This is a genomic window from Rhodococcus sp. T7, assembly GCF_009872365.1.
Taxonomy (GTDB): domain Bacteria; phylum Actinomycetota; class Actinomycetes; order Mycobacteriales; family Mycobacteriaceae; genus Rhodococcus_F.
Map to the genome: position 1 here is coordinate 1 of NZ_WXYH01000029.1, position 21,514 is coordinate 21,514.

General features: G+C 62.4%; 15 protein-coding genes. 4 read left to right on the plus strand and 11 right to left on the minus strand.

Annotated elements, in window-relative coordinates; genetic code table 11:
- Window positions 1–197 precede the first annotated feature (197 nt).
- On the plus strand, window positions 198–1,802 hold the full coding sequence (gene tnpB / locus MLGJGCBP_RS04390) for an IS607 family element RNA-guided endonuclease TnpB (RefSeq protein WP_012686731.1): 1,605 nt from the start codon (window positions 198–200) through the stop codon (window positions 1,800–1,802).
- 87 nt (window positions 1,803–1,889) lie between these two features.
- On the opposite strand, the gene MLGJGCBP_RS04395 is transcribed toward tnpB, so the two are convergent.
- The 8 genes from MLGJGCBP_RS04395 to MLGJGCBP_RS04430 all read right to left on the minus strand — a co-directional run bounded on the left by MLGJGCBP_RS04395 (window position 1,890) and on the right by MLGJGCBP_RS04430 (window position 13,553).
- Window positions 1,890–2,486, minus strand: a complete 597-nt coding sequence (locus MLGJGCBP_RS04395) for a hypothetical protein (protein ID WP_012686732.1) — start codon at window positions 2,484–2,486, stop codon at window positions 1,890–1,892.
- Entirely contained in the window at window positions 2,456–2,617 is a 162-nt protein-coding gene (locus MLGJGCBP_RS04400) for a hypothetical protein (protein ID WP_158306526.1), read from the minus strand. Before MLGJGCBP_RS04400 ends, MLGJGCBP_RS04395 begins: the two co-directional genes overlap by 31 nt.
- Window positions 2,614–3,099, minus strand: a complete 486-nt coding sequence (locus MLGJGCBP_RS04405; RefSeq protein ID WP_308821638.1) for a hypothetical protein — start codon at window positions 3,097–3,099, stop codon at window positions 2,614–2,616. Before MLGJGCBP_RS04405 ends, MLGJGCBP_RS04400 begins: the two co-directional genes overlap by 4 nt.
- 150 nt (window positions 3,100–3,249) lie before the next feature.
- Complete coding sequence (locus MLGJGCBP_RS04410) at window positions 3,250–3,981, minus strand: hypothetical protein (protein WP_012686734.1); 732 nt, start codon at window positions 3,979–3,981, stop codon at window positions 3,250–3,252.
- Window positions 3,981–9,356: a telomere-binding protein gene (locus tag MLGJGCBP_RS50325; RefSeq protein WP_012686735.1), complete on the minus strand. Its 5,376-nt coding sequence runs from the start codon at window positions 9,354–9,356 to the stop codon at window positions 3,981–3,983. Before MLGJGCBP_RS50325 ends, MLGJGCBP_RS04410 begins: the two co-directional genes overlap by 1 nt.
- A gap of 191 nt (window positions 9,357–9,547) precedes the next feature.
- Window positions 9,548–9,805, minus strand: a complete 258-nt coding sequence (locus MLGJGCBP_RS04420) for a hypothetical protein (RefSeq protein ID WP_012686736.1) — start codon at window positions 9,803–9,805, stop codon at window positions 9,548–9,550.
- A 1,196-nt stretch (window positions 9,806–11,001) separates the two neighbouring features.
- Window positions 11,002–11,970 (minus strand): ParA family protein, encoded by a 969-nt coding sequence (locus tag MLGJGCBP_RS04425; protein ID WP_005574273.1) that lies wholly within the window; start codon window positions 11,968–11,970, stop codon window positions 11,002–11,004.
- Window positions 11,971–12,884: 914 nt separating this feature from the next.
- The gene (locus MLGJGCBP_RS04430) at window positions 12,885–13,553 is read right to left on the minus strand and encodes a hypothetical protein (protein WP_012686738.1); all 669 of its coding nucleotides are present in this window, start codon (window positions 13,551–13,553) and stop codon (window positions 12,885–12,887) included.
- Window positions 13,554–14,079: 526 nt separating this feature from the next.
- On the opposite strand from MLGJGCBP_RS04430, the gene MLGJGCBP_RS04435 reads away from it, so the two are divergent.
- The 3 genes from MLGJGCBP_RS04435 (at window position 14,080) to istB (MLGJGCBP_RS04445) (ending at window position 17,943) form a co-directional block, all read left to right on the plus strand.
- On the plus strand, window positions 14,080–14,640 hold the full coding sequence (locus tag MLGJGCBP_RS04435) for a hypothetical protein (protein ID WP_236580915.1): 561 nt from the start codon (window positions 14,080–14,082) through the stop codon (window positions 14,638–14,640).
- A gap of 945 nt (window positions 14,641–15,585) precedes the next feature.
- On the plus strand, window positions 15,586–17,124 hold the full coding sequence (gene istA / locus MLGJGCBP_RS04440) for an IS21 family transposase (RefSeq protein WP_160094198.1): 1,539 nt from the start codon (window positions 15,586–15,588) through the stop codon (window positions 17,122–17,124).
- 54 nt (window positions 17,125–17,178) lie between these two features.
- Window positions 17,179–17,943: an IS21-like element helper ATPase IstB gene (istB, locus tag MLGJGCBP_RS04445; protein WP_072816447.1), complete on the plus strand. Its 765-nt coding sequence runs from the start codon at window positions 17,179–17,181 to the stop codon at window positions 17,941–17,943.
- A 508-nt stretch (window positions 17,944–18,451) separates the two neighbouring features.
- On the opposite strand, the gene MLGJGCBP_RS04450 is transcribed toward istB (MLGJGCBP_RS04445), so the two are convergent.
- From MLGJGCBP_RS04450 to istA (MLGJGCBP_RS04460), 3 genes are all read right to left on the minus strand, one after another.
- Window positions 18,452–18,802, minus strand: a complete 351-nt coding sequence (locus MLGJGCBP_RS04450) for a hypothetical protein (RefSeq protein WP_043827246.1) — start codon at window positions 18,800–18,802, stop codon at window positions 18,452–18,454.
- 361 nt (window positions 18,803–19,163) lie between these two features.
- Window positions 19,164–19,973 (minus strand): IS21-like element helper ATPase IstB, encoded by an 810-nt coding sequence (gene istB, locus MLGJGCBP_RS04455; protein ID WP_160094199.1) that lies wholly within the window; start codon window positions 19,971–19,973, stop codon window positions 19,164–19,166.
- Window positions 19,970–21,454: an IS21 family transposase gene (gene istA, locus MLGJGCBP_RS04460; RefSeq protein WP_160094200.1), complete on the minus strand. Its 1,485-nt coding sequence runs from the start codon at window positions 21,452–21,454 to the stop codon at window positions 19,970–19,972. The genes istB (MLGJGCBP_RS04455) and istA (MLGJGCBP_RS04460) overlap by 4 nt, the downstream gene beginning before the upstream one ends.
- Window positions 21,455–21,514 lie beyond the last annotated feature (60 nt).

Here is a 21,514-nt window from a genome sequence, read left to right on the forward strand (position 1 = left end):
CGCTGTACTTCCGTGGTGCTGCCATGCTCTCCATCCTTCACAGGTTTGAGAGCCTCCGACAGACCCGGGGCGATTCAGGCTGATGATCTGGTGTGTGAGATGACCGAGGTGATGACGTTGCGGTGTGCCCGCCTGTACGGGCAGCGCAGTGCCCGTCGCAGTGACGCCGCTGCCGTGACCGCCGCGCCGGACCGCCCATGACGGCCACTGCTGCACTTGCTGATCCCACTGCCGACATCGCTGCGCCGGATCCGTCTCGGGTGGTGATCCGGGCGTTCGTGTACGTTCTCGATCCCACCCCGGGGCAGGTCGAGGCGTTGCGTTCGAATTGTGGGGCACAGCGTTTCGCCTACAACTGGGCGCTGTCGCAGGTCAAGTCGAACCTCGATCAACGGACCGCGGAACGATCCTACGGTGTTCCGGATGCGGGATTGACCCCGTCGATGTCGTGGTCCGCGTACAGCCTGCGCAAACACTGGAACACCGTCAAGGACGACGTCGCGGTCAACCCCGAGACCGGGCAGGTGTGGTGGTCGGCGAATTCGAAAGAGGCGTACAGTTCCGGGATCGCGAACTGCGCAAATGCCTTGTCGAACTGGTCAGCGGCGCGTTCAGGGAAACGTGCGGGGACGATGAGGTTTCCTCGATTCAAGAGCAAACGTGCTGCATCCTCGTGCCGGTTCACGACCGGCTGTATCGGCTTGGTCACCACCGACGGGGATCGCCGCCATGTCCAACTTCCCCGGATCGGGGTGGTGCGCACTGCCGAGTCGACCCGCAAGCTGGCGCGTAAAACCATTGCCGGGACGGCCCGGATCCGGTCGGCGACTGTGTCGTTCCGGCGGGGTCGCTGGCAGGTGTCGTTCTCCGTCGAGACGCTTCTCCCTGCACGAGCCCTCCCGCCCACCACGACCGGTCCGCGATCGGTGGTCGGGGTCGATGTGGGGGTCAAGCACCTCGCGGTTCTCTCGACCGGTGAACTGATCGAGAACCCGAAACACGCTCGCAAGCAGGCGAAGAAGCTGCGGCGCCTGCAACGCCGAGGAGCTCGCCGCACCGGCCCGGACCGCCGTACCCGCCAGCAGCCCTCGAATCGGTGGCTCCGCACGCAGGACCAGATTCAGCGGATACATGCCAGGGTCGCCAACAGTCGCCGCGACCACCTTCACAAACTCACCACCCAACTCGTCCGCGTCTACGACACCGTCGTCGTCGAAGACCTCAATGTCTCCGGAATGAGCCGATCCGGTGGCGCCTACAAGCGTGGGTTGAATCGCGCGATCGGTGATGCGGCTCTCGCCGAAATTCGACGGCAGTTGACTTACAAGACCGATTGGACTGGCACCGGTCTGCATGTGGCGGACCGGTGGTATCCGTCGAGTAAGACCTGCTCGAACTGTCAGGCAGTGAAAACCAAACTGCCCCTTAATGTTCGGGTGTTCGTCTGCGACCACTGCGGTTACCGCGGCGATCGTGATCACAACGCTGCCCTGAACCTCGCTGCACTCGCGGTGTCCGTTGAGGATGGCACGTCTCCGGCGAGTTGCGGACGAGACGTAAAAGCAGCCCGACAGAAACCAACCATAAGACCCGCCACCAGCGGGCAGACGGTATCGCTGCGGGAACACCACACACCAGTGGTGAACGTGGCCGGAGCAACCCGGCCACTCATGCCGAGTACACAAAAAAACACTCAGCGTGAACGGCAGATGGTCAGTCCGCCCCCGTCCCCCCGTCCCGTCGTCCCCGTCAGCAGGACAACACCGAATCTACCCACTTGTGTAGGAAAAAACACTACCTGAACAGCGAAAACGTCCCCGGCACACCCGGGTGCCGGGGACGTTTGGTATTCAGCGACTGACTGACGCTGTAACCGAGTGACTATCCCCTCAACGCTGAGATCGGCGTTTCCGCGGTCCAGATCCGCCCAAGGACTGCTTCCGGACGCTGTCGAGTGTCGCCCACAGCGCTTCGTTGTCCAGATCGCTTCGGTGCTTCTCGATTGCAGACACGAGCTGGTCAATCACTGCCCGAGCCGGCGGATTGAACGTCATTGCTGCCGCACCCGCCCAGGCGAGCGGTTCGTCCTCGCGCTTCAGGATCCGATCGAGCGCACCCTCACACCGATCGAAGAACTTCTCGGTGCGCTTAGTTTGATTGTCATCCTGATCGTTGGCTTCGAGCGCTCCCTCAGCAAGATCGAGAAATCCATTGATGATCCTCGTCGCGCGGTCACGCAGCACCGGGTCGAACCCGAGAGATGACCAGAATCCGTTCCACCGCGTGCGGTAACTGCGGTCCGAACTGAGCGGCACAAGGTGATCGCGTATCAGCCGGCCGAGGCTGTTCTCGTCCAGCTCACGCAGCTGACGCGCCAAGAGTGCTGGCTTCGATGCCTCGGGCAACGGCTGCGGATCTTTCACGCGCAACCATGGGTGCGGCCCCACCGAATCGATCACGGCAGTGAGCGGCCCGACGATGACCACGAAAGATCGACCTTACGACGGTGCGCCCCCTCGGCGTTGTCATCGAGCACGAACTCCGAAAGCAGCGCCTTGGCTCGTTTCTCGACAGAGCTAGCTTCGTTGTCCATGTTCATCTCCTTCTCGTTTGTCATCTCAACTCCTTCGACACAGCTAACACCGACAGATCGACTGCCGGCGCGTCGTTCGACCACACATGCGTACGACCATGAGGAAGCAACTCCGGTAGCGGGTGCAACCTCCACGGCTCGATCTCATCGAGCACTTCCTGAGCAAGCACGACACCATGGAAACGCGTCGGCACCGTCGTGACATCGACGATGGAGCCGCGGCGTCGGAACTCACTCATCGAGCGGGCCGAACCGTTGCTGATCACAATCTGCTTCCAGGGCTTGCCAGTGATGTCAAGAATCGCCACGACGTGTGGTTCGAGCCAACCCCGCTCACGCCAAACAGGCAAAATTCCTTTGTCCTTCGGGAGAGCGATCTGGGCGATCGCCTCGCGGGCGTAGTCGGTCTGCTGCCGGCCCCGCAACTCAGACTCGGCGGCTGGCAGACGCAGCTGCTCGAGTCGACGATGTGGGACGGCCGCCAACCGGCGGTTGGAGCCGGCCAACCATCGCCTAACGGTGCGCGACGAGACATGCATAGCGTCCGCGACCGCCTGCACGTCAACACTTCCACGTGCAGTTTCGCCGTAACAGGTCCGGAGCATCGCCTCGAGACGTTTGCGCGTCCAGCGAGGCCCTCGATGGACGACCACAACTTACCGTTCCACGTCGAAGCTGTTAATTTGAAAGAACTCCCACCCACCGACGTAGTCCTGCGCTCGCGTGTTCATCCAGTCGGTCATTCCCTTGTCGCCACCGCGTTCATACGCACTCCACATCGCCTCGACCTGGTCAGGCGTCAGCGCCAAGGTGATCAACCGATCCCGGGCATACTCCCGCGGTCCCGGACCCTGAACAGCATCGATCCTGATCTTGCCGCCGTACTTGGCCAACGCCTTACCTTGTTTGCTGCTTCGCATAGTCGACATCGCCGCGCGACGTGCGCTCTGCGTAGAGGCCGCTCGTTTGGCCTTGTGGGCTAGGGCTTTGAGGGTCTCAGCTCGTGGTTTGGCGATTCGCTGCCGACCTTCCGGGGCCAACCAGCGTTCCACGGTGCGTCGAGAGACCCCAAGATCGCGTGCTGCGGCGGCAGTGTTGATTTCGCTCCGTTTGCCGGGCCCGTAAGCGGCAAGTAGCTGAGCCTTGAGGTTGGCGGATCCAGGTCGACCGGAAGTGTCGGAGCCTCGGCGTCCGGTCAGCTTGCCGAAGAATTCCGATTGCATCTTTCCGCGCTCAGCGCGCAGCACTTCACGCACCGCTGTCTGGGTTACACGGAGTTCCTTGGCGGCTCTTACGACATTGATCTGGTTGTCCACCACAGAGCCGTAGTCCGCCAGACTGTCGGCGATCCGCGAATAGGCAGTGCGGCTGAGGGGCTTCCGTGCCATCACGAGTCACTTTCCGCGCTGATACCGGCGGACATCCACTCAGCCGGTGCGATCAGATCCGACTTGCCCCGGTAGCCCTTGCCGTCCAGGTACTGCTGATGTTCGGCGAGGAGTGCGGATCCTTCCGGCTTGTACTGGCCGAAACCACGTCCGAATTGCTTCGGTCCTCCAGGCCACGCCAGCTTGGGATCGGATTCATCCGACACGTAGAGCACGGTGTCTTTGGTGACTGCGACGGGCCATTGTCCGGTGTCTTCGCCGATCTGAGCTATCCGGTACATGATGTTGGCCCGCGACTTGGCGACGATGTGGTGGTGACGCTCTGGTGAATATCCTGGGCGTCCTGCCAAGTGCAGATCGGAATTGAGAATGCCGATCGTGTGCGTATAGATGACTTTGTTCTGTTCGCGAGCCAACTGCGCGTCGAGATCGTCCTTGATGTCCAAGGCGATGCGCGCATCCCGGATCCGTTCGTACCACGGGACGAGGACCCGTCCGTGATCAGGCCACACGTAGGCCTCCAGAATCTCGGGTTCGTACCCGAGACTGCTGGCGCGTTCGAGGGTGGGTGTAGTCACCCACTTCGGCTCGGAAATTGACAAACCCATCGGGTTGAGAGGATTCGGGAACCGCCAGTCCGCGGACTCGGGGATCTCCACGAGCCAGTACCCGGGGAGCTTGCGATCGAACGGTAGTCCGTTCGAATGATGCGCAGGTTCGCCGATCGGAAGTTCGAGGCCGGCGATTCCTGCCGCGTACGAACCGCCGCGGTCGAAGGCATGGACGTAACGGCACTTCGCTTCGTCGTCAGACAAGGTCCGTGACCAGTCGATATCTGCCTCGAAGATCTGGAACTTCTTGGCGAACTCGGCATCGGAGGGTGCGAATACGCGCTTCCATTCCTTCGGCCGGGCGGCGATCATCAGGTCGATGCCCGTCGATGCCGGGCTCACAGCCCAGGGGAAACGCAGAGCATTTGCTAGGAGTGACAGGCGTCGCGCCAGTGTGGCGGGTGCCGGCGAGTCACCAAGAATGGGCATCTCCTTGGGGTCCTGGCTCATGCCGGAGGTCAGTGTCACCCAGACACCACGGGTTTCACCTTTCCACACTCGCGTCCAAGTGCCGAGGCGGTCCCCCTCCTTGCCGCCGAGCTGCCAGCCCTCGGAGAGAGCCTCTGTGACGAACGGAGATTGTGCGGTCAGTTCCTTGAGCCTGTCGTTTCGATTGCGCTTGCCCAGACTGCTGGTGTCGATTCCCATGTGCTGCGCCATCGCGTCGGTGATCCAGATCTGCCCAGGCACCGACCATTTGTCGGACGTCCACGTGCCGAGGTTCAACGTCGCTACGAGCTCCGCGACATCGCCGACATGGGTGATCTGCGAGGCAAGGTCGTGACGGGTGCCGTCGGGAAGCCAGGCGCCATCGACGTCGAGTACTGCCGCGGGTGCGGTGAAGGTGGTCCGTGCATCTCCTGCTGCAAGTTTCGGTGCCGGGGTTGTCGTGGTCGGCTGGTGCGTGGTCTCCGCCGTCGCGACGATGGCCGGCGTTGCTGCAGCAGTCTCACGAGACGTCGTTTCGACGGGAGCCGCCACCGGCTCGTCCTTCACCATTGGCGAAACCTGTCCGACTGTGTCGCCGGTTGCTGCAGCTGCTGATCGGGTGGCGGCGGTGCTTTGCCACCAGCAGGGAAGGTGCATCACCAAGCCGTCGATCTGCCATCCGGCGTCCTCGCCGCCACACAGGGCGCAGATGGAAACCGGTGAAATCTGCACTCCATCAGCGGTATGCCCTTCGGCATCGGTCTCGATAGCCATCTCAGGCTCCTGTTCGGAATGAGAGCTGGTCAGGCTCATGACTTCGTTAGACGAATCACCCGAAGCTACGCCGGACCCTGGACTGTTCAGATCGGCGATCCAACCATCGAACAGAGCCGGACCACCGGGCACAGGCGTGGAAGAGTCGCTGGAATCGCCACCGAGTGTCGGGTCACTTGATCCTGCATCGCTGGTTACTTGGTCTTCCGGACCATCGCTACCGAGCAACTTGTGCAGCCGCAGTGCAACCATGCGCTGCCTGCGGTTTTCGCACTTGACCATCCGCTGCACCGTGTACCGCGGCATTCTGCCTTTCCGTTCCTCCGCGATCAGCACGCCCTCGTCATAGAGAGCCCTCAAGGCGGTACCGCGATCGATCTGCAAGGTATCGGTCATCGTCTGACCAGTGGCTTTCAACACCTGTTCGAGGGCCATCGGGTCCAACAAGACTTGTGGTTGACCATCGCACGGCCGCGGGTTGGCCACGACATATCCCAATCGAACGCCACGACCTTCCGCACGCCATCGAGGGGTGCCGTCGGATGTTTCACCCACCACACTGCGCCGCCATCCAAGACATGCCGCCATCGACCAATCCGATGGAGCTTGCCCGGTGTCGACGTCCTCCACGTAGGCGTGACCATTTCTCAGTGCGTGTACCAACAACTCCCGTACTCGCGCACCGGTCCGCATTGGCAGATCTGGGTCAGTCGCCGCAGCAGCGGCATCAGACAAGCCCATCGTGACCAGGTCCCCGACCTGCGCGACTTCGTTCTCCGTTAACGCCCCTACATCAACAAGGAAACGTGACATCGCATGCCAGCCCGCCCACAGAGACCCCAAAGCGTCTGCCTGACGAACACTTTCGCCGCTCGTGCGCAAACGCTCGCTATACCGCTCACCTTCGGCGAACGCCTCGGCGCGGACAATGTCCAACCGAGGGCATAACCATTGCAGGTACGTGGCCATCAACAAGGCGCGGCCATGACGGGAATGCGCAGTATCGAGTTCCTTCAAAACGTTCAGTTCGATTTCCCGCGCCTGCAGCGGCACCACGAGCATCCGCTGAGCTGCAGATCCTGGCCGCGGCATGATCTCGGAGGTGACCAAAGCAGACGCGCGGGGCGGGGTTCCGTCCAGAACCCCTAGACCATCACGTGTGCTTCTCGAGCGTTGCTCACCGTTGTGCACCATGCGAGCGAACTCTTCGAGCGCCTTCTGCGCAGTCCCGAAGTCTCGGGTTGGTGCGACATCGTCCGCCCAGTACAGAGCATCTTTTGCGGCGTTAAGCTTGATCCGCAATGCATTCAATGTGTCGCCGTTGCCCGACATCGATGTCGCCGGTCGCCGGCGATCCCATTTCTCTCCCCAGTGGTGCATCGCCAATGACGCGAGTGAGGTCTTGTAGCTGTTAGGCGATCCGACCAACGTAAGAACCCACGGGTTCGGACCCAATGCGGACCTGAATACCTGCCCAAGTAGAGCGGCCGAAACTCGCGTCGGGGTGCGTTCGAGCATCGAGCCGGAATGACGAAGGAATGCTTCTCGGATCCTTACCGGGTCGGGCGTCGGTGCGGGAAGGTCATACATCTTCAGGGGGCCGGTCAGCAGAACAGGGGCTACCCGTCCGCCATTCTCGTCGATGGCTCCCCCAGCATGAACGAAGAACCACTTGCCCTGATCATCGCGGCGCCACCCTGTCGAGCGGTATCGCACCACCCGTCGGATTTCGCGCCCACCTGCGCCCTTGAGTGCATCTCGCAGCTTCGCCACTCCGCTGGGGCGAGAGTCGTAGGCAGGCGGACCCGGCAAGGTATCGACCCAGCCGCAATCCCGGTACTCCTTCGCCGGAATCCGGATCCGCAGAAACTCTCGGCTCTCCGGATGGGTGTAGCCGATAACCACCGCGGTGAGTTCTTGAGGTGCGGCGGGGTTGACTTCACTCTGACCGGCCATCGCTGCTCGACCCATCAACTCCGGCTCGTCGACGTCGATACCCGCATCGGCAACTTCGAGATACTCCATCTCAACGATCCGCGCATCGAGGTCCAGTACGAGTTTCGCCTGTTGATCACCGCTCTTGGTCGTGACGATTTCGACCAAGTTCCCATCAATGATCCGATACACCGGAGCAATAACATTGCGCCCCCGGATGCTGTTCAGCGGCGTAGCCAGACTCTCCGAGTCGGACCAGACCCGCTGTGAATCAACGGGGCTGAGCGAGTCCTGAACCGCACCCGGTACGGGCTCAAGCTCGGGATCTTGCAGAATCGGTGGAACAGGAACTCGCGCGACATCGTGTGTGGCCCGAGCTGCAACGAGCGCGGCACGCCATGCGGTCATGGCATTCTCGACCGCTTCTCCCGCCCAATCGGTGCCTTCAGCCGCGGCCTGCTGTCGAACTTTGTCCAGAAGTTCAGTCAGATCCTCGAAACGTCGCTCCGATTCGAGCGCCCACCGCTGTGCGCGTCGGAACTCTTCGTCTCCGTCCCGCTCACTTGCACGATCAACTCTGGCGGTCGCCTCTGCCAGCGCAAGTTCGATTAGTGCTTGCTTCTCGATTACGTCGGCAGCGAAGCCGTGGGCAGCGACTTCCCCAGCCCGAACAGGGATGAGGCCACCCCACATCGAGTCGGTCGACCAATGTCCGTCATCGACGTGGTCAGTAAAATCAGATTTGGGTTCCGCCGTTGCGGACAGCAAGAGCTGGACCTGGGCGCCACTGCCACCCAACAGAGATGCGAGTTCGATACCTCGCTTCCATCCGACGGAGTCGCGATCGAGCACGATGCGAACCTCAGCGCCTTCGAAAAGGTCAGCACATGAGAGAGGGAAGTTCAGTCCGCCTTGAGCATTGGTCGTGGCAACCAGTCCAAGCGACTCGGCTGTCTCGACATCCTTCTCCCCCTCGAGTAACCACACAGGCGAATGGCTCGAGATTGCTGACAGCAGTTCCGGGAGTCGATACAAGACCGGTTCAAAACCCTCCGGCTTACGTCTGAGCCGGGTCCCTGCGGCATCCACGAAAATCTGTCGGAACTGCTTGTGCCGGCCAGCTTCACAGCTCGTGCATTCCTCGCGGATTACCTCCTGCACCAAAGTGCCGTCTGCAGATACATACGAGTAGACCTTGACTCGATCCCACCGGTGTTGAGCATCAGGTGTCACGTCCGGAAGCGCGATCCGGGCGGGAAGTCGTCCACCCTTCGGCCGGCGCCGCCCGGCACCACGTCGTCGGGGAGATCGGCCTACGCGTGTAAGCGCATCGCGATCAGGCAGCGGTTCGTCGAAGAGGTCCGTCATCGACAAACCCAGACCCTCGGCGATCTCCGAGACGGGAGCTTCACAGCCGTGGCAGTGAAGCAGCACCATTCCTCCCCTATGCCCATCGACCCAGGTCACGGACATCGACGCGTGACGGTCTCCATGGATCGGGCACCGCGCCATCAGTTGGGTCGAGCCGCGTTCGTTGACCCCGCCATTGCGTTCGGCAGCAGCACGAACCCGGTCGAATGACGACATCCGACCGATCTGAATGGTTCCAGCAGTGATAGCAGTCACGAAGCCGCCTCAGACACACGCGCCACGAGATCTGGCAAGCGCGGTGCGGCCCGGGTTAGTATGGGCACAGGTCCCCTCCAGGACTCGTATTTATGAACCAGGTCCCCTCCAGGACTCAGTTCGTAATCAACGGAACGAAGGACCCCCGCAGGCCGGCAAGCAGTGGGGGTCTTTCGCTATCTATGGCCAGGTCATGCCGAGATTGAAAGTTCGTTGTCGGACGAATCGGAGACCGCATAGCGCTCGTCGTGCGCCCGTAGTTTTTCCGGGTCCAACTTCTTGAGGATGTAGTCGGGGACATCCAGGTTGTACGCACGGGCCATGACGAGCAGGGCGTAGTCGCCGAGCTCGAGTCCGAGCTCTTCGGCGCGTGCTTCGTAGAAGCTGTGCTGTTGAAGGGGTGCACGAACTGATATGCACTTGCGCGTTCCCTTGTGTGGCCGTCCCATGCGAAGAGCCTAAACAGAAACTGCTTCGGAAACGTTGAATGACGTGTTGTCGGTGTGTCGCCGTTCATCGTGCATCCCCTCACCTTCACCAAAAATCCGCTTCTGGTTTGAGGAAGATCCTTCGACCCAGCGCTGTGTGACAGATGGGAAACAAAATCTTCGTCGCCGCATCATGCCGCGGTGCATGGACTGTTTGACCAAACTCGCCCGACCGCGGTTTCAGATGAACAACAACCCCTACGTGTGACCTGCGGGGCGACTCGGTGGGGAGTGGGGGGATTGGGAAGAAATACCTGATCAAACGGTAAAATCCACTCCCCACTACGGTGGGGAGTGGGGTGGGGAGTGGGGTGGGGAGTGGGTTCAAAGACACCTGAAGTGCCTTCGCACGCACCACCGCTGAGCTTTCGGGAAGCGATCAAGAGGTAGGGCGGCGAGGTTCTACTCCCCCACCGCCCTACCCCATCGTCACTACCGAGACGCCGTCCGAAGATGCAGCGACAAGACGCCAGCGAGAAGCCGGCTTCGGGACTTCGATCCCACCACCTTCACCTGAGCGTCAAGCCAGTCCCTCTGTGCCGTCGTGAACCGGAACCACGTCTCAACGGGACCCTTGACCGCGAATGGCTCCTGATGCATCGGGATCCCGGCTGCGGATCGCCGGGCCACCGGCTGGAACAGGCTGCGAAGTCCCGCGATCCCAACAGAATCGAAGGCCTCGATAGCCACATCAGCGTGATCACACCTACTTTCGGCCGCGCGGCTCTGCAGTGCATCACGCGTGGTGCGATCCAGGTAAGCCGTCACGGTCACCTTCCCGGTTTCCGTCGAAGGTTCGACATCATCGTCGAGGACCGGGGTCGGGTCCGGGACAGGCTCATAGATTGGATCCTGCTTTTCGACGGGTGCAGGTGGTGGGGTCGGTTCTGGTTTACGAGCCGGCTCGGAGCGAATGGGCGCCGTAGTGGTAGGAGCGGGTGGTTGGGCCTGAGCTTGTGGCGGCTCCTGCGCTGCAGGCGCCTTCTCGACATGCCGAGACTCCTCCGCGGCTGGTTCTACCTCGGTGATCGGGGTAGAGCGCCGAGGCTGGGTGGGGTTGCCTGCAGTCGGAAGGAGGCCGGCTAAACCCTCCGCTCGGTTACCTTTCGGAGCGAAAGCACTGGCAAGGCTCTTGCGGCGGGGAGTGCTGGTTTCGGTCATGCCGATGCCACCTCCTCGCTGATGGTCGACAGACGAACGAGGATTTCGCGTGTCAGTTCTGCGTAGTCCTCGGCCAACCCGGACGCATTGCGCGAAAGTATCTGATCCGTCGGTTTGGCGCCCTTCTTCAGTGCGGCGAAACGTGCGACTTTGGCGACTTCGGTCTGCTGTTCCAGCTCATGGACCAGCAAGCCCTCCCGGCGGGCATCGTAGGCCGTAGATTCCATCGTCCGGATCCGGGATTCGAAGATGGGGGCGGCATCCCCGATCATCTCGTTGACGGATTGGCGGATCTTCGCCGTGAGCTTGGTTGAACGCGAACCCACACCGAACAGGCAAATACCTGCCAACTGCAGCCGTGGGTTGACAGCCGGTAGATTACGGTCTGGATCACCATCGCGTGTCGCCGAGAACTGGCCGGCAATTGTTTCCAACCCGTCGAGGCTTGCGTCGTCCGCCCTGACTGGGATGACCACAGCCTGGACGACCTCCATCAATGCCTCCATGATGGTCAAATCACCGGGCGGAGTGTCGAAGATGATCACGTCATAGTTATGCGCAACCTGCAGGAGCATGGCGCGAACGAGCTGTCCGAGCCGCTTACCACCCTGACGCTGCTGGCGGGAAACCATGACGGCAGCCAGGTCGAACATCGCGGGACCACCCGGCACCACATCGAGATTCTCGCGGCCGCCGACATTGTGGACGATCGGAGGCGCGGACCCTTGCAGGAGCGCGGTGAACAGTTCGGATCCGTCACGCTTGTCGTAGCCCAGATCGCGGCACAGGTTCCCCTGGGGGTCGAAGTCACCGATCAGAACTCGGTATCCGGCGGCGGCAAGGAGTCCGCCGCAGTTGGCGGCACAGCTTGTCTTTCCCACTCCCCCCTTGCCGTTGAAGAATCCGAACGACACCGGCAGTTCCTGCTGCTCTGCAGTTGAGGTCTCGACGACGTGCATGGACATGGCAGTTCTCCCATTGGACTTTGGTTGTGACGAGTGGTTCCCCAGTGAAGCTAGCAGGATTCCTGGACAACTTGCCGTATGCCACGCGGGGCAGACCGTAGGTAGATCTGCGTGAGCAAACGCGTGAGATACAACGGGCGCAACCGTATGAGGCAACGCAGGTAGTTCGGCAGGTCATCATGCCTGGTAACTGGCGTGATAGTAGACGTGGTGATCGGCATGAATACCAGCGTGGAATCAAGTGTGTCATTCGGCAGGTCAATCGGCGTGGTCATACGCATGGCGACACGCTGGTTAACCTACGTGAGGACATGCGGCATGGCACGCGTGAACTCTGGCGGTATTAAACGCGTGACGAGCACCTAGTTGTCCTGCGTTGACTTACGTAGGAAGACACGCGTGAGACGTCGCGTGAGAGCATGCGTGAAGCATTGCGTGTCATACCGCGTGACCATCAGCATGAACAAACGCGGGACAGACTGCCGGATGTCAAGTGGGACAAACTACGTGGACAGATGCGTGATCTTCTGCGATGGCCCGAACGTGGCTACATGCTTGTGTCAACACGTGCACACGGGCGTGATTAGACGCGGGAGACCAGTGCAGGTGCTTGCACGTGAACTAATCCTGTCGCTTATGCGGACAACATCACTGGTTGTAATACGTGAACCGATACGTGCCCTCGCTGCGGGTCCGAGTGCGAGGGGGTAAACCGAATGAGATGCGTGACCGAGTACCGCAACTGGGCGCTAGGTGCAGTGCGTGAGATCGAGCTGGCACCCGACCGGAAGGCTCTGCGGATCGAACGTTGAGTGCGAGGCCTGACAGCGTGAAAGGTGAGAAGTCCCGTTCGCGTGAAGATATAGGGAATCACTTGCGTGAACACATGCGTGAAACGCTCGCAGAACTGTGTCCTACCTGTACTGATTCGGTCGTCTGCGGGGATCGCCGACCGTGCCGCGCCGGCTTCGTTGGAGGCTGATTCGATGGTGGAGGCCCGCGATAGTGATGACGCCGATCGCATCGGCGATGTCCTGAGCGCGTCGCTGTCTGTCGAGCTCGACGACGAGGTCGATCACGGTGTCTTCGAGGATGTTCTCGGCGGCCTTGTACAGGTCCCAGAGCTGCTTGAGCTCCCATGCCCGAATCAGAGGGTTCGAGAAGTAGAGACCATCGACGATGCGATGAACCCGATCCACCTGGGCATTTGTTCTATCTGCAGGGCTTGACCAGGTCGCAAAGTGTGAGCTGGCCGAGCAGTCGTCGACCGTCGAGTCCAGTTCGGCGGCGACAGTCACCCAGGAGGTGGGACAGATAGCCCGTCGGGCTTGCCTGACTGCCTCGCCGAACGCGCGTTGACAGACTGCGGCGTACTCGGTGGCAGCGCGCCGGCCCTCGTTCAGCTCGCGCAGATCCATCAGGGAGGTGAAGTCGTGGCGGCCGCGGGTGAACTCTGTGGCCGCGAGAAGCGCCTCACTGCCGCTCCATTGGAAGCGAGACTGCCTACATTGATCGCGGTGCCAGCGCAGATCCTCGACCCACGGAAGGCCAAGCTCAAGGCCCTCGCCATTTGGCACCGTCATATGAACATGATGCCATCATGCGGTGTGGGTGTCACCCATCGTTACGCAATCGTCCCGAATTCTTCTAAGTGGTAGATGCAGTTCCCAAACAAGGTATCCCGAACGTGAAAGGATAGGAAAGCGGAAAGCAATCAATATTAGTTCGAACCAATCTCTAGGCCGTCCCATCTGCATCCCATGAGACTGGCAAGATTGCGTGTGCTGGCTATCAAGATTGCATAGAAACATCTCGAAAATTGTTTCATCGCTATTTTGGGATGATATTGGTACGACACTGGGACGGGTATGCATGTGAATCAACTGTGGAGGCATGTACGTCCGCACTGCTCTCTTTGGTATAGGCATGAGTTGGTCTATGTTGTTCATATAACATCGCGTTTCACGTTGAAGGTGCGCTCCTAGGGCACTGTTGACGGTATGTACCGCCGAGCCGAGTAGTCCAGGGCGGGCTGTATAAAACACATCAAGATCATTTGGGTACGAGCGAGTGCCTCTCGCTCCCTGTTCAGCATCGGAGTACATCGTCGTGACGCAGGAACATGGTCGACCTCAAGCCACTGGGGAACACCGTCCGTTGGCTTCGACCTTTCGATCGCCGGCTGCTCGATCGGTCGAACACATCGCATCCCAGTACATCGAGGGATCTGATGATGTGGAAGTTGAACCGAATCGCGAAGCGCCACCTGAGCGTGGGTCGGTGGCAGACGCGGACGGCGGTGGGAAGTCGTCAAGCGTTCGGGTTCCGGCAAAGTGCCACGCAAAGCTTGAGCAGCTTCGTGAGCAAACGGGAATGACCAACGGTCAGATCTTCATTGTCGCGATCGAGGCGACGCATGAGCGTCTACCCGAGCTGTTGTACCCCGGTGGACGAATCGGGGGAGGGCTCTTCGCGCCCCGTGGCATTCGCCCCAAATCGTCACGTGACGATTCTGAAACGCAAGTGACATACCGCCTGTTCAAGTCCGACTTCGACGTCATTGATCAACTCGTCGTCGATCTCGCCGCGAAGTCGCGGTCCCATCTGATCACAGCGGCTCTGACCGGATACTTCTTCGGGGACGACGAACGCACACAGGCGGCAGAGTAGCGCCGACGAGCCCTACTTCTTGTTTGCGACTACTACCCAGAGCGCGAGAACAATCATCGGCGCAACAGCGACGGGGACGGCCAGAAGTGAGTGGACAGTCGTCCCGGTCGCGGCCAAACCATCGATCGCGCTAACGAAATAGGGCCGCAAGAAACCCACAACCCCGCAATGTGACGACCGCGAAGGCGCCGGAGGATTCGGGATTCGCGGTGGGATCTGGAGATCGCGTCGGGGCATCTGTCGCTCAGTTCGTCATCGGGTCGCCAGTGGCAGTCCGACCTGCAGCTGCGAAATGTTCGAGCGCGTCGAAGCAAGCGGCGGCCGCCTTTGCCATCTGAGCGGCGCTGTGGCGGGCGTTTCGGAGGGAAACGCCCCAGCAGAGAGGTTGCATGTCTGTTCCGCAGTGGTGTGTGGGTCGGTGGTATCCCTAGAGCGCCAGCTGTCAGTTTCCTGATATCAGCGCTCTGATGCCAGGTGGGGGAGAGGTTGACCTCGGCGAGCAGTCGGGTGAGCAATTGCGTGTGCGCGTCGCCGTGGAATCCGCCAGCGATGTGCCCCTCCATGCGTCCTCGTGCGAGTCCGGAGGCCGAGTACCGCACTCGCGTCCGCAGTGAGCTCGCTGTGACTCGGAGAGGTAATGTTCCAGTACCTTCCGGTGCTCGTGTCGATGACGGCGATGTCCCGCACCTGGTGAATGCTGCCACCGCTCCCTGACGTCGTCACGTGTACGACGAACAGATCGCGACCACGGTATTTTGTCAGCGGTCATGTAATTCCCCAGGTTGAGGGGTTTGTCCGTCACGTAATTCCCCACCCGGCCGTCACGTAATTCCCCACCCTGGGGCGTGTCGGCCGGGGTTCCGGCGCTGCTGCAGGTTCGCTCCTGACTGGGCCACCGACACGGGCCCGGGAAGGGGCCTGACGGTGGCAAGGAGAACGTGGACGATGACCGATCTGATGGAGTTGTTCCGGCACTGGCATGCCGGCCGGTCTCAGGTGCAGATCTCGATGGCCCTGGGGATCGACCGCAAGACGATCCGGAAATACCTGGCACCCGCGTTGGCGGCCGGGCTGACGCCCGGCGAGGGCGGGAAGTTCGACGAGGCGCTCTGGCGGGAACTGATCTCGGGATGGTTCCCGGAGGTCGACGACCCGGCAGCGCGGGCGGTGACGTGGCCGGCGATCGCCGCGCACCACGACTGGATTGACGGGCAGTTGAAGGCGTCGGTGACGGTCGCGACGATTGCGCAACGCCTGCGTGACGACCACGGTGTCGCGGTGTCCGAGTCGACGGTACGTCGTTATGTGGCAGCGCAATTCGCCGATCAAATCGCGGAGACGAAGGTGACGGTGCCCCGGGGCCCGGTCCCGCCCGGTGACGAGGCCCAGGTCGACTACGGCAAGCTCGGGATGTGGCGGGATCCGGCCACCGACCGGCGGGTGGCGGTGTGGGCGTTCGCGATGATCCTGACCTGCTCGCGGATGCTGTTCGTGCAACCGGTGCTGCGGATGGACCAGTCCTCGTGGTGCGCCTCGCACGTCGCGGCGTTCGAGTTCTTCGGTGGTGTCCCGGCCCGGATGGTGTGCGACAACCTCAAAACCGGGGTGGACCGGCCGGACCTGTACGACCCGAAGATCAACCGCGCCTACGCAGAGCTCGCCGCGTTCTACGGGATGCTGATTGACCCCGCCCGCGCTGGCAAACCCAAGGACAAACCCCGCATCGAGCGTCCGATGCCCTATATCCGCGACTCGTTCTTCAGGGGCCGGGAGTTCACCTCACTGGCGCAGATGCAGGACGCCGCCCTGGCCTGGTGCACCGACGTCTACGGCCGGCACCAGCACCGCGGTCTCGACGGAGCGCAACCGACAGCGGTGTTCGACGCCGTCGAAAAGCGCCGTCTCACACAGCTTCCACCGCGACCATTCGAGCCAGTCCTCTATCAGGTCGGGAAGGTCGCCCCGGACTGTCATGTCAAGGCCGGCAAGGCCCTGTATTCGGTGCCCTGGCGGCTGATCGGCCAGCAGGTGCTGGTCCGCACCAGCGGCGACCTGGTGCAGATCTTCCACACCGAGCAGGTGGTCGCCACCCACGTGCTGCACCTGTCGGGACGGTCGACGAACCCCGAGCACTACCCGCCGCACAAGATCGCCTACACGCTGCAGACGGTGTCCTGGTGCCGGGCGCAGGCCGAGCAGATCGGCCCGGCCGCGGTCGCCGTGGTCAGCGAGTTGTCGCAGGTCAACGCGCTGCACCGGCTGCGGGCGATCCAGGGCATCGTCCGGCTGCGGGATCGCTACGAGGATCGGCGGCTGAATGCGGCGTGCGCCCGTGCCCTCGAGGTCGGTGACCCCAGCTACCGCACCGTCAAGGGCATCCTCGCCGCAGGCACCGAACATGACGGACGGCCCGCCCCGGCCGCCGCGCCGGCGCCGGCGTTCCTGCGCGGACCCGACGCCTTCGACGCCGAACGCACCGCCTGACCGCGACTCCACCCGATTGTCCTGCAATCACGTTGAACCAGTGAGGTTTCTGTGATGACCATTCATGATCCCAGCCTGCGTGCTGCGCTGAAGACGTTGAAGTTGACCGGGATGCTCGATACCCTCGACGCCCGGCTCGCTCAGACCCGGGACGGGCAGCTCGGGCACCTCGAATTCCTGCAAGTGCTGTGTGAGGACGAGATCGCCCGCCGGGAAACGGCGGCGCTGGCCCGCCGGTTGCGGCGGGCGAGGTTCGAGCAACAGGCCACGTTCGAGGACTTCGATTTCACCGCGAATCCGAAACTCCCGGCGGCGATGCTGCGGGATTTGGCCGCCTTGCGCTGGCTCGATGCCGGCGAGTCGGTGATTCTCTACGGTCCGGTTGGAGTAGGCAAAACCCATGTGGCACAGGCACTTGGGCATCATGTTGCTCGCCGTGGTGGGGACGTGCGGTTCGTCAAGTGCTCCCGCATGCTCGCCGACCTCGCCGGGGGCCATGCCGACCGCACCATCGGTCAGCGGATGCGCGAATACACCCGGCCGCTGGTGTTGATCATCGATGACTTCGCGATGCGCGAGCACACCACCACCCAGTCCGATGACCTCTACGATCTGGTCTCGGACCGTGCGATCGCCGGCAAACCGCTGATTCTGACGAGCAACCGCGCCCCGAAGGACTGGTACCCGCTGTTCCCGAACCCGGTCGTCGCCGAGTCCCTCCTCGACCGGCTCATCAACACCAGCCACCAAACCCTGATGGACGGACCGTCCTACCGACCCCGCAAACGACCCGGACACCGCACCGCCGGCGCAACCTGACCCGCACCCCGCCCGCTCGGGTTACCCTCGACTCAGCACGCCCGAGCATGGGGAATTACGTGACGGACACCCCTGGGGAATTAAGTGACGGTCGACAGTATTTGAACGATGAAGGGGGAGGAGCCTGGCGTGCAGGCTAGTTGCGGTCCTGTGACTGCGTCCTCCTCGATGGGTCTTGCCACCCGGGGCCTCGGTGCCCGCTGGCCCGGATGCTCTGTGCCCGACTACGCCGTCGTCGTCGCCCGATTAGTGGGGAAGTCCGCTCGAACTGCTTGGACGAACGCCTCGTATTGAGTCTCGGCGAATCGAGCGAAACGAGAGGTTGGGGCGATTCCGTCGTACCGTTGTCCATCGAATTCGATCGAGGTGGTCGGCTGATCGCTGCCGACGATTGAGTACTCCGAGATCGGTCTATGGGTGACGGTGTCACGCGTCCGCTTGAGAGGCTCCGATCCGCCCTGTTCAGCGCGCAGCTCGACACCCTTGTTCATAGCCTCACGCAGGTGATCTAGATCTGAATCCCTGCCCGAGCGTCGTATTGGACAGATTTTCGCAGCCGATAGGCCGCTGCAGCACAGAGGTCCAGACATGTCATCGCTGTACGTGAGGCGTAGTCGACCGGTGCCAACATCAGGATGTTGAACTGTTCATTCGAGAGGCGCTCCTGCATTTGCCTGTGGCCGTCCCGCTCGCGCGACCATTCGGCCATCCCGCCCGCGAGCCGGACGAAGCCGACCTGGAAACCTGCGGACGAAACGAGGTGTGACGCGGCCTGGTATTTATCGCCGAGCTGCCTGAGCCGAGCGGAGACGAGGTTCGAGAGGTCCAGCTGCTTCACGTTGACGGCGGAGTCGCCCATCTACTCAGTCTGGCAGTGGGCGCGCCGGATACAACAGGTCTTGCCCCGGATGGCCGGATACGTGAGGCGTATGGGAAACGTCGGGTCTTCCGTCTGTCCCACCGCGAAAAGGACCCCGGCCGGTGGGACCCTTTTCTGGCAATACTGTTCGGTGCGGGCGGTCGGCTCGGAGTGTCTGGGCTCACCGACCGGCATCGAACCAACCTCCATTCGATGTACGACCGATTTTGGCCACGGCCTTGGCGATCGGATCGCGGAAGTGGTTGGTCATGTCCTGCAGGGCCGTTGTCAATGGCCAGGTAGAAGTCCCCGCTGGTGGCCAAGTCTGAGTCCCCACCCCGTGTTGTAGTTCGGGGGTGTTTTAGGGGCGCTCCTTTCGGTGTTGGGCGTCTTTCATCCGGTAGGACTCGCCGTCGGTGATGACGACGGTGGCGTGGTGCAGAAGCCGGTCGAGGATGCTGACAGCGGTGGTCTGCTCGGGTAGGAATCGGCCCCATTGCTCGAACGGCCAGTGTGAGGCGATGGCCAACGAGCGGCGTTCGTAGGCGCCGGCGACGAGCCGGAACAACAGTTGGGTGCCGGTGTCGTCGAGTGGGGCGAACCCGACTTCGTCGAGAATGATCAGATCGACCCGCAACAGGGAGTCGATGATCTTGCCGACGGTGTTGTCGGCGAGTCCGCGGTAGAGGGTCTCGACCAGGTCGGTGGCGGTGAAGTAGCGGACTTTGTGCCCGGCGTGGACCGCGGCGATCCCGAGCCCGATCAGGGTGTGTGACTTTCCCGTGCCGGCTGGTCCGATGATCATCAGATTCGACTGCGCTCGAACCCATTCCAGGCTGGTCAGGTAGTCGAACACCTTGGGCTGAATCGATGACGCCGCGACGTCGAACGACTCCAACGTCTTCGTGACCGGGAACGCGGCGACCTTGAGCCGGTTCACGATGTTCGAGGCGTCCCGGGCGGCGATCTCCGCCTCGACGAGGGTTCGCAGCACCTCTTCCGGGGTCCAGCGCTGGGTCTTCGCGGTCAGGAGGACTTCGGGTGCGGTGCGACGGATCGCGGCGAGTTTGAGTCGACGCAACCCGGCATCGAGGTCCGCCGCCAGCACCGGAACCACGGGCGGTGGAGCAGGGGTGACCGGCCCTTCTGCGGTGGTCGCTGTTTCGGTCATGAGCCGGCGCTCCCGTCCGTGCGCGGGCCGATCGCATAGTCGTCGAGCGATCGGGTCGGCGCCGTCGGAAGATCCAGAATCAACGCATCCCCGGCCGGCCTGGGACGCGGAGTTCCGGCACCGGCAGCGAGGATCGAGCGAACATCGGCCGCTCGGAAGCGTCGGAATGCCACCGCCCGGGTCAACGCCGCCACCAACGCCTCGGTGCCGTGCGCAGCGCCCAACGCCAGCAGCACCTCGAGTTCGGGTCCCAGGCGGGTGTTGCCGATCGCGGCGGCACCGACCAGGAACGCTTCGGCGCTCGCACCGAGAGCGCAGAATTGCTGCTCGACAGTCGTTCTCGGCCTAGGTGCCCGGTTCGGGGCCGGGCGGGGTCCGTCGTAGTGCTCATCGTGCACCGACGCGGTTCCCGGTGCGGTGAGGTCGTGTTCGGCGACCACCTGCCCGGTCGCCGGTTCGACGATCACCAGGGCATCGTCGGACTGAACCAGCCGCACGGAGGACCCGATCAGCCGGGTCGGGACCGAGTACCGGGCGGACGCGAACCGCACACACGAGAGCCGGTCCACTTTGCGGGTCACCGGCGCCGGCCCCATCTGCAACCGCAGAGACGGCAATGGGTGCAACAGTTCCCGCTCGTCGCGCAGTCGCTCATCAGGAATCGCGCAGATCTCAGTGTGCATCCGGGCGTTGGCCTCGGCGCACCAGGTGCGGGCGGCGGCGTTCGCGGTACGGACATCGACCGTGGTGCCGACGATCGCGGCCTCGGTGAACAGCGGGACGGCCAGATCACGCTGGGCGTAGCCGACGAGGTTCTCCACGATGCCCTTCGACTGCGGGTCGTTGGCGTGGCAGAAGTCGGGGGCGAAGCCGTAGTGGCTGGCGAAGCGGACGTAGTCCGGGGTGGGGATCACCACGTTCGCCACGACCCCGCCCTTGATGCAGCCCATCCGGTCGGCCAGCACCTTCTCCGGGACGCCACCGATCGCGGCGAGCGCTTCGGCGATCAACGCCAGCGTGGTCGTGGCACGCTCGTCGGTGGCGAAGGCGGCGAACCGCCACCGCGAATACGCCAACACGGCGCAGAACAGGTGCAGGCCGCCGACGGTGGCCCAGTCAATGACCAGGTATTCGCCGGGTGTCCACAGCGCGGGGCGGCGTCCGCGATGATGTTCGTTGCGCCACTGCGCTTTCGCATCCGAGACGAGGCGGCGGAAGTTGCGGTCCGACCCCTCGTAGCCGGCGGTCCGTGCGATCGGGAGCAACCGTTTCGCGGAGATGCGGCCCTGGGACTTCTCCACTCGTTGGGTGACGAGTTCGGACACCGCGTCGTAGTTGCGGGCGCGTTCAGCTCGCGGTCGCGGGGTGTCACCGGCCTCGAACTGCTCGACGATTCGTTTGACGGTCTTGTGGGTGGTGCCGCAGAGCTCGGCGGCTCCCCGGTACGACCCGACTTCTCGGTAGGCGGAAATGATGTCCATGAATATGTAGGTGATCCAGCCGGCTCGACCCGGCGCCGACTCTGACCCTGACGAGGAGTG

What these genes read in the sequence shown, in the direction of transcription:
- tnpB (WP_012686731.1), top strand. Translation starts at nt 198, where the DNA reads ATGACGGCCACTGCTGCACTTGCTGATCCCACTGCCGACATCGCTGCG.
- MLGJGCBP_RS04400 (WP_158306526.1), bottom strand. Translation starts at nt 2,617, where the DNA reads ATGACAAACGAGAAGGAGATGAACATGGACAACGAAGCTAGCTCTGTC.
- MLGJGCBP_RS04410 (WP_012686734.1), bottom strand. Translation starts at nt 3,981, where the DNA reads ATGGCACGGAAGCCCCTCAGCCGCACTGCCTATTCGCGGATCGCCGAC.
- MLGJGCBP_RS04420 (WP_012686736.1), bottom strand. Translation starts at nt 9,805, where the DNA reads ATGGGACGGCCACACAAGGGAACGCGCAAGTGCATATCAGTTCGTGCA.
- MLGJGCBP_RS04425 (WP_005574273.1), bottom strand. Translation starts at nt 11,970, where the DNA reads ATGTCCATGCACGTCGTCGAGACCTCAACTGCAGAGCAGCAGGAACTG.
- MLGJGCBP_RS04430 (WP_012686738.1), bottom strand. Translation starts at nt 13,553, where the DNA reads ATGACGGTGCCAAATGGCGAGGGCCTTGAGCTTGGCCTTCCGTGGGTC.
- istA (WP_160094198.1), top strand. Translation starts at nt 15,586, where the DNA reads ATGACCGATCTGATGGAGTTGTTCCGGCACTGGCATGCCGGCCGGTCT.
- istB (WP_072816447.1), top strand. Translation starts at nt 17,179, where the DNA reads ATGACCATTCATGATCCCAGCCTGCGTGCTGCGCTGAAGACGTTGAAG.
- MLGJGCBP_RS04450 (WP_043827246.1), bottom strand. Translation starts at nt 18,802, where the DNA reads ATGGGCGACTCCGCCGTCAACGTGAAGCAGCTGGACCTCTCGAACCTC.
- istB (WP_160094199.1), bottom strand. Translation starts at nt 19,973, where the DNA reads ATGACCGAAACAGCGACCACCGCAGAAGGGCCGGTCACCCCTGCTCCA.
- istA (WP_160094200.1), bottom strand. Translation starts at nt 21,454, where the DNA reads ATGGACATCATTTCCGCCTACCGAGAAGTCGGGTCGTACCGGGGAGCC.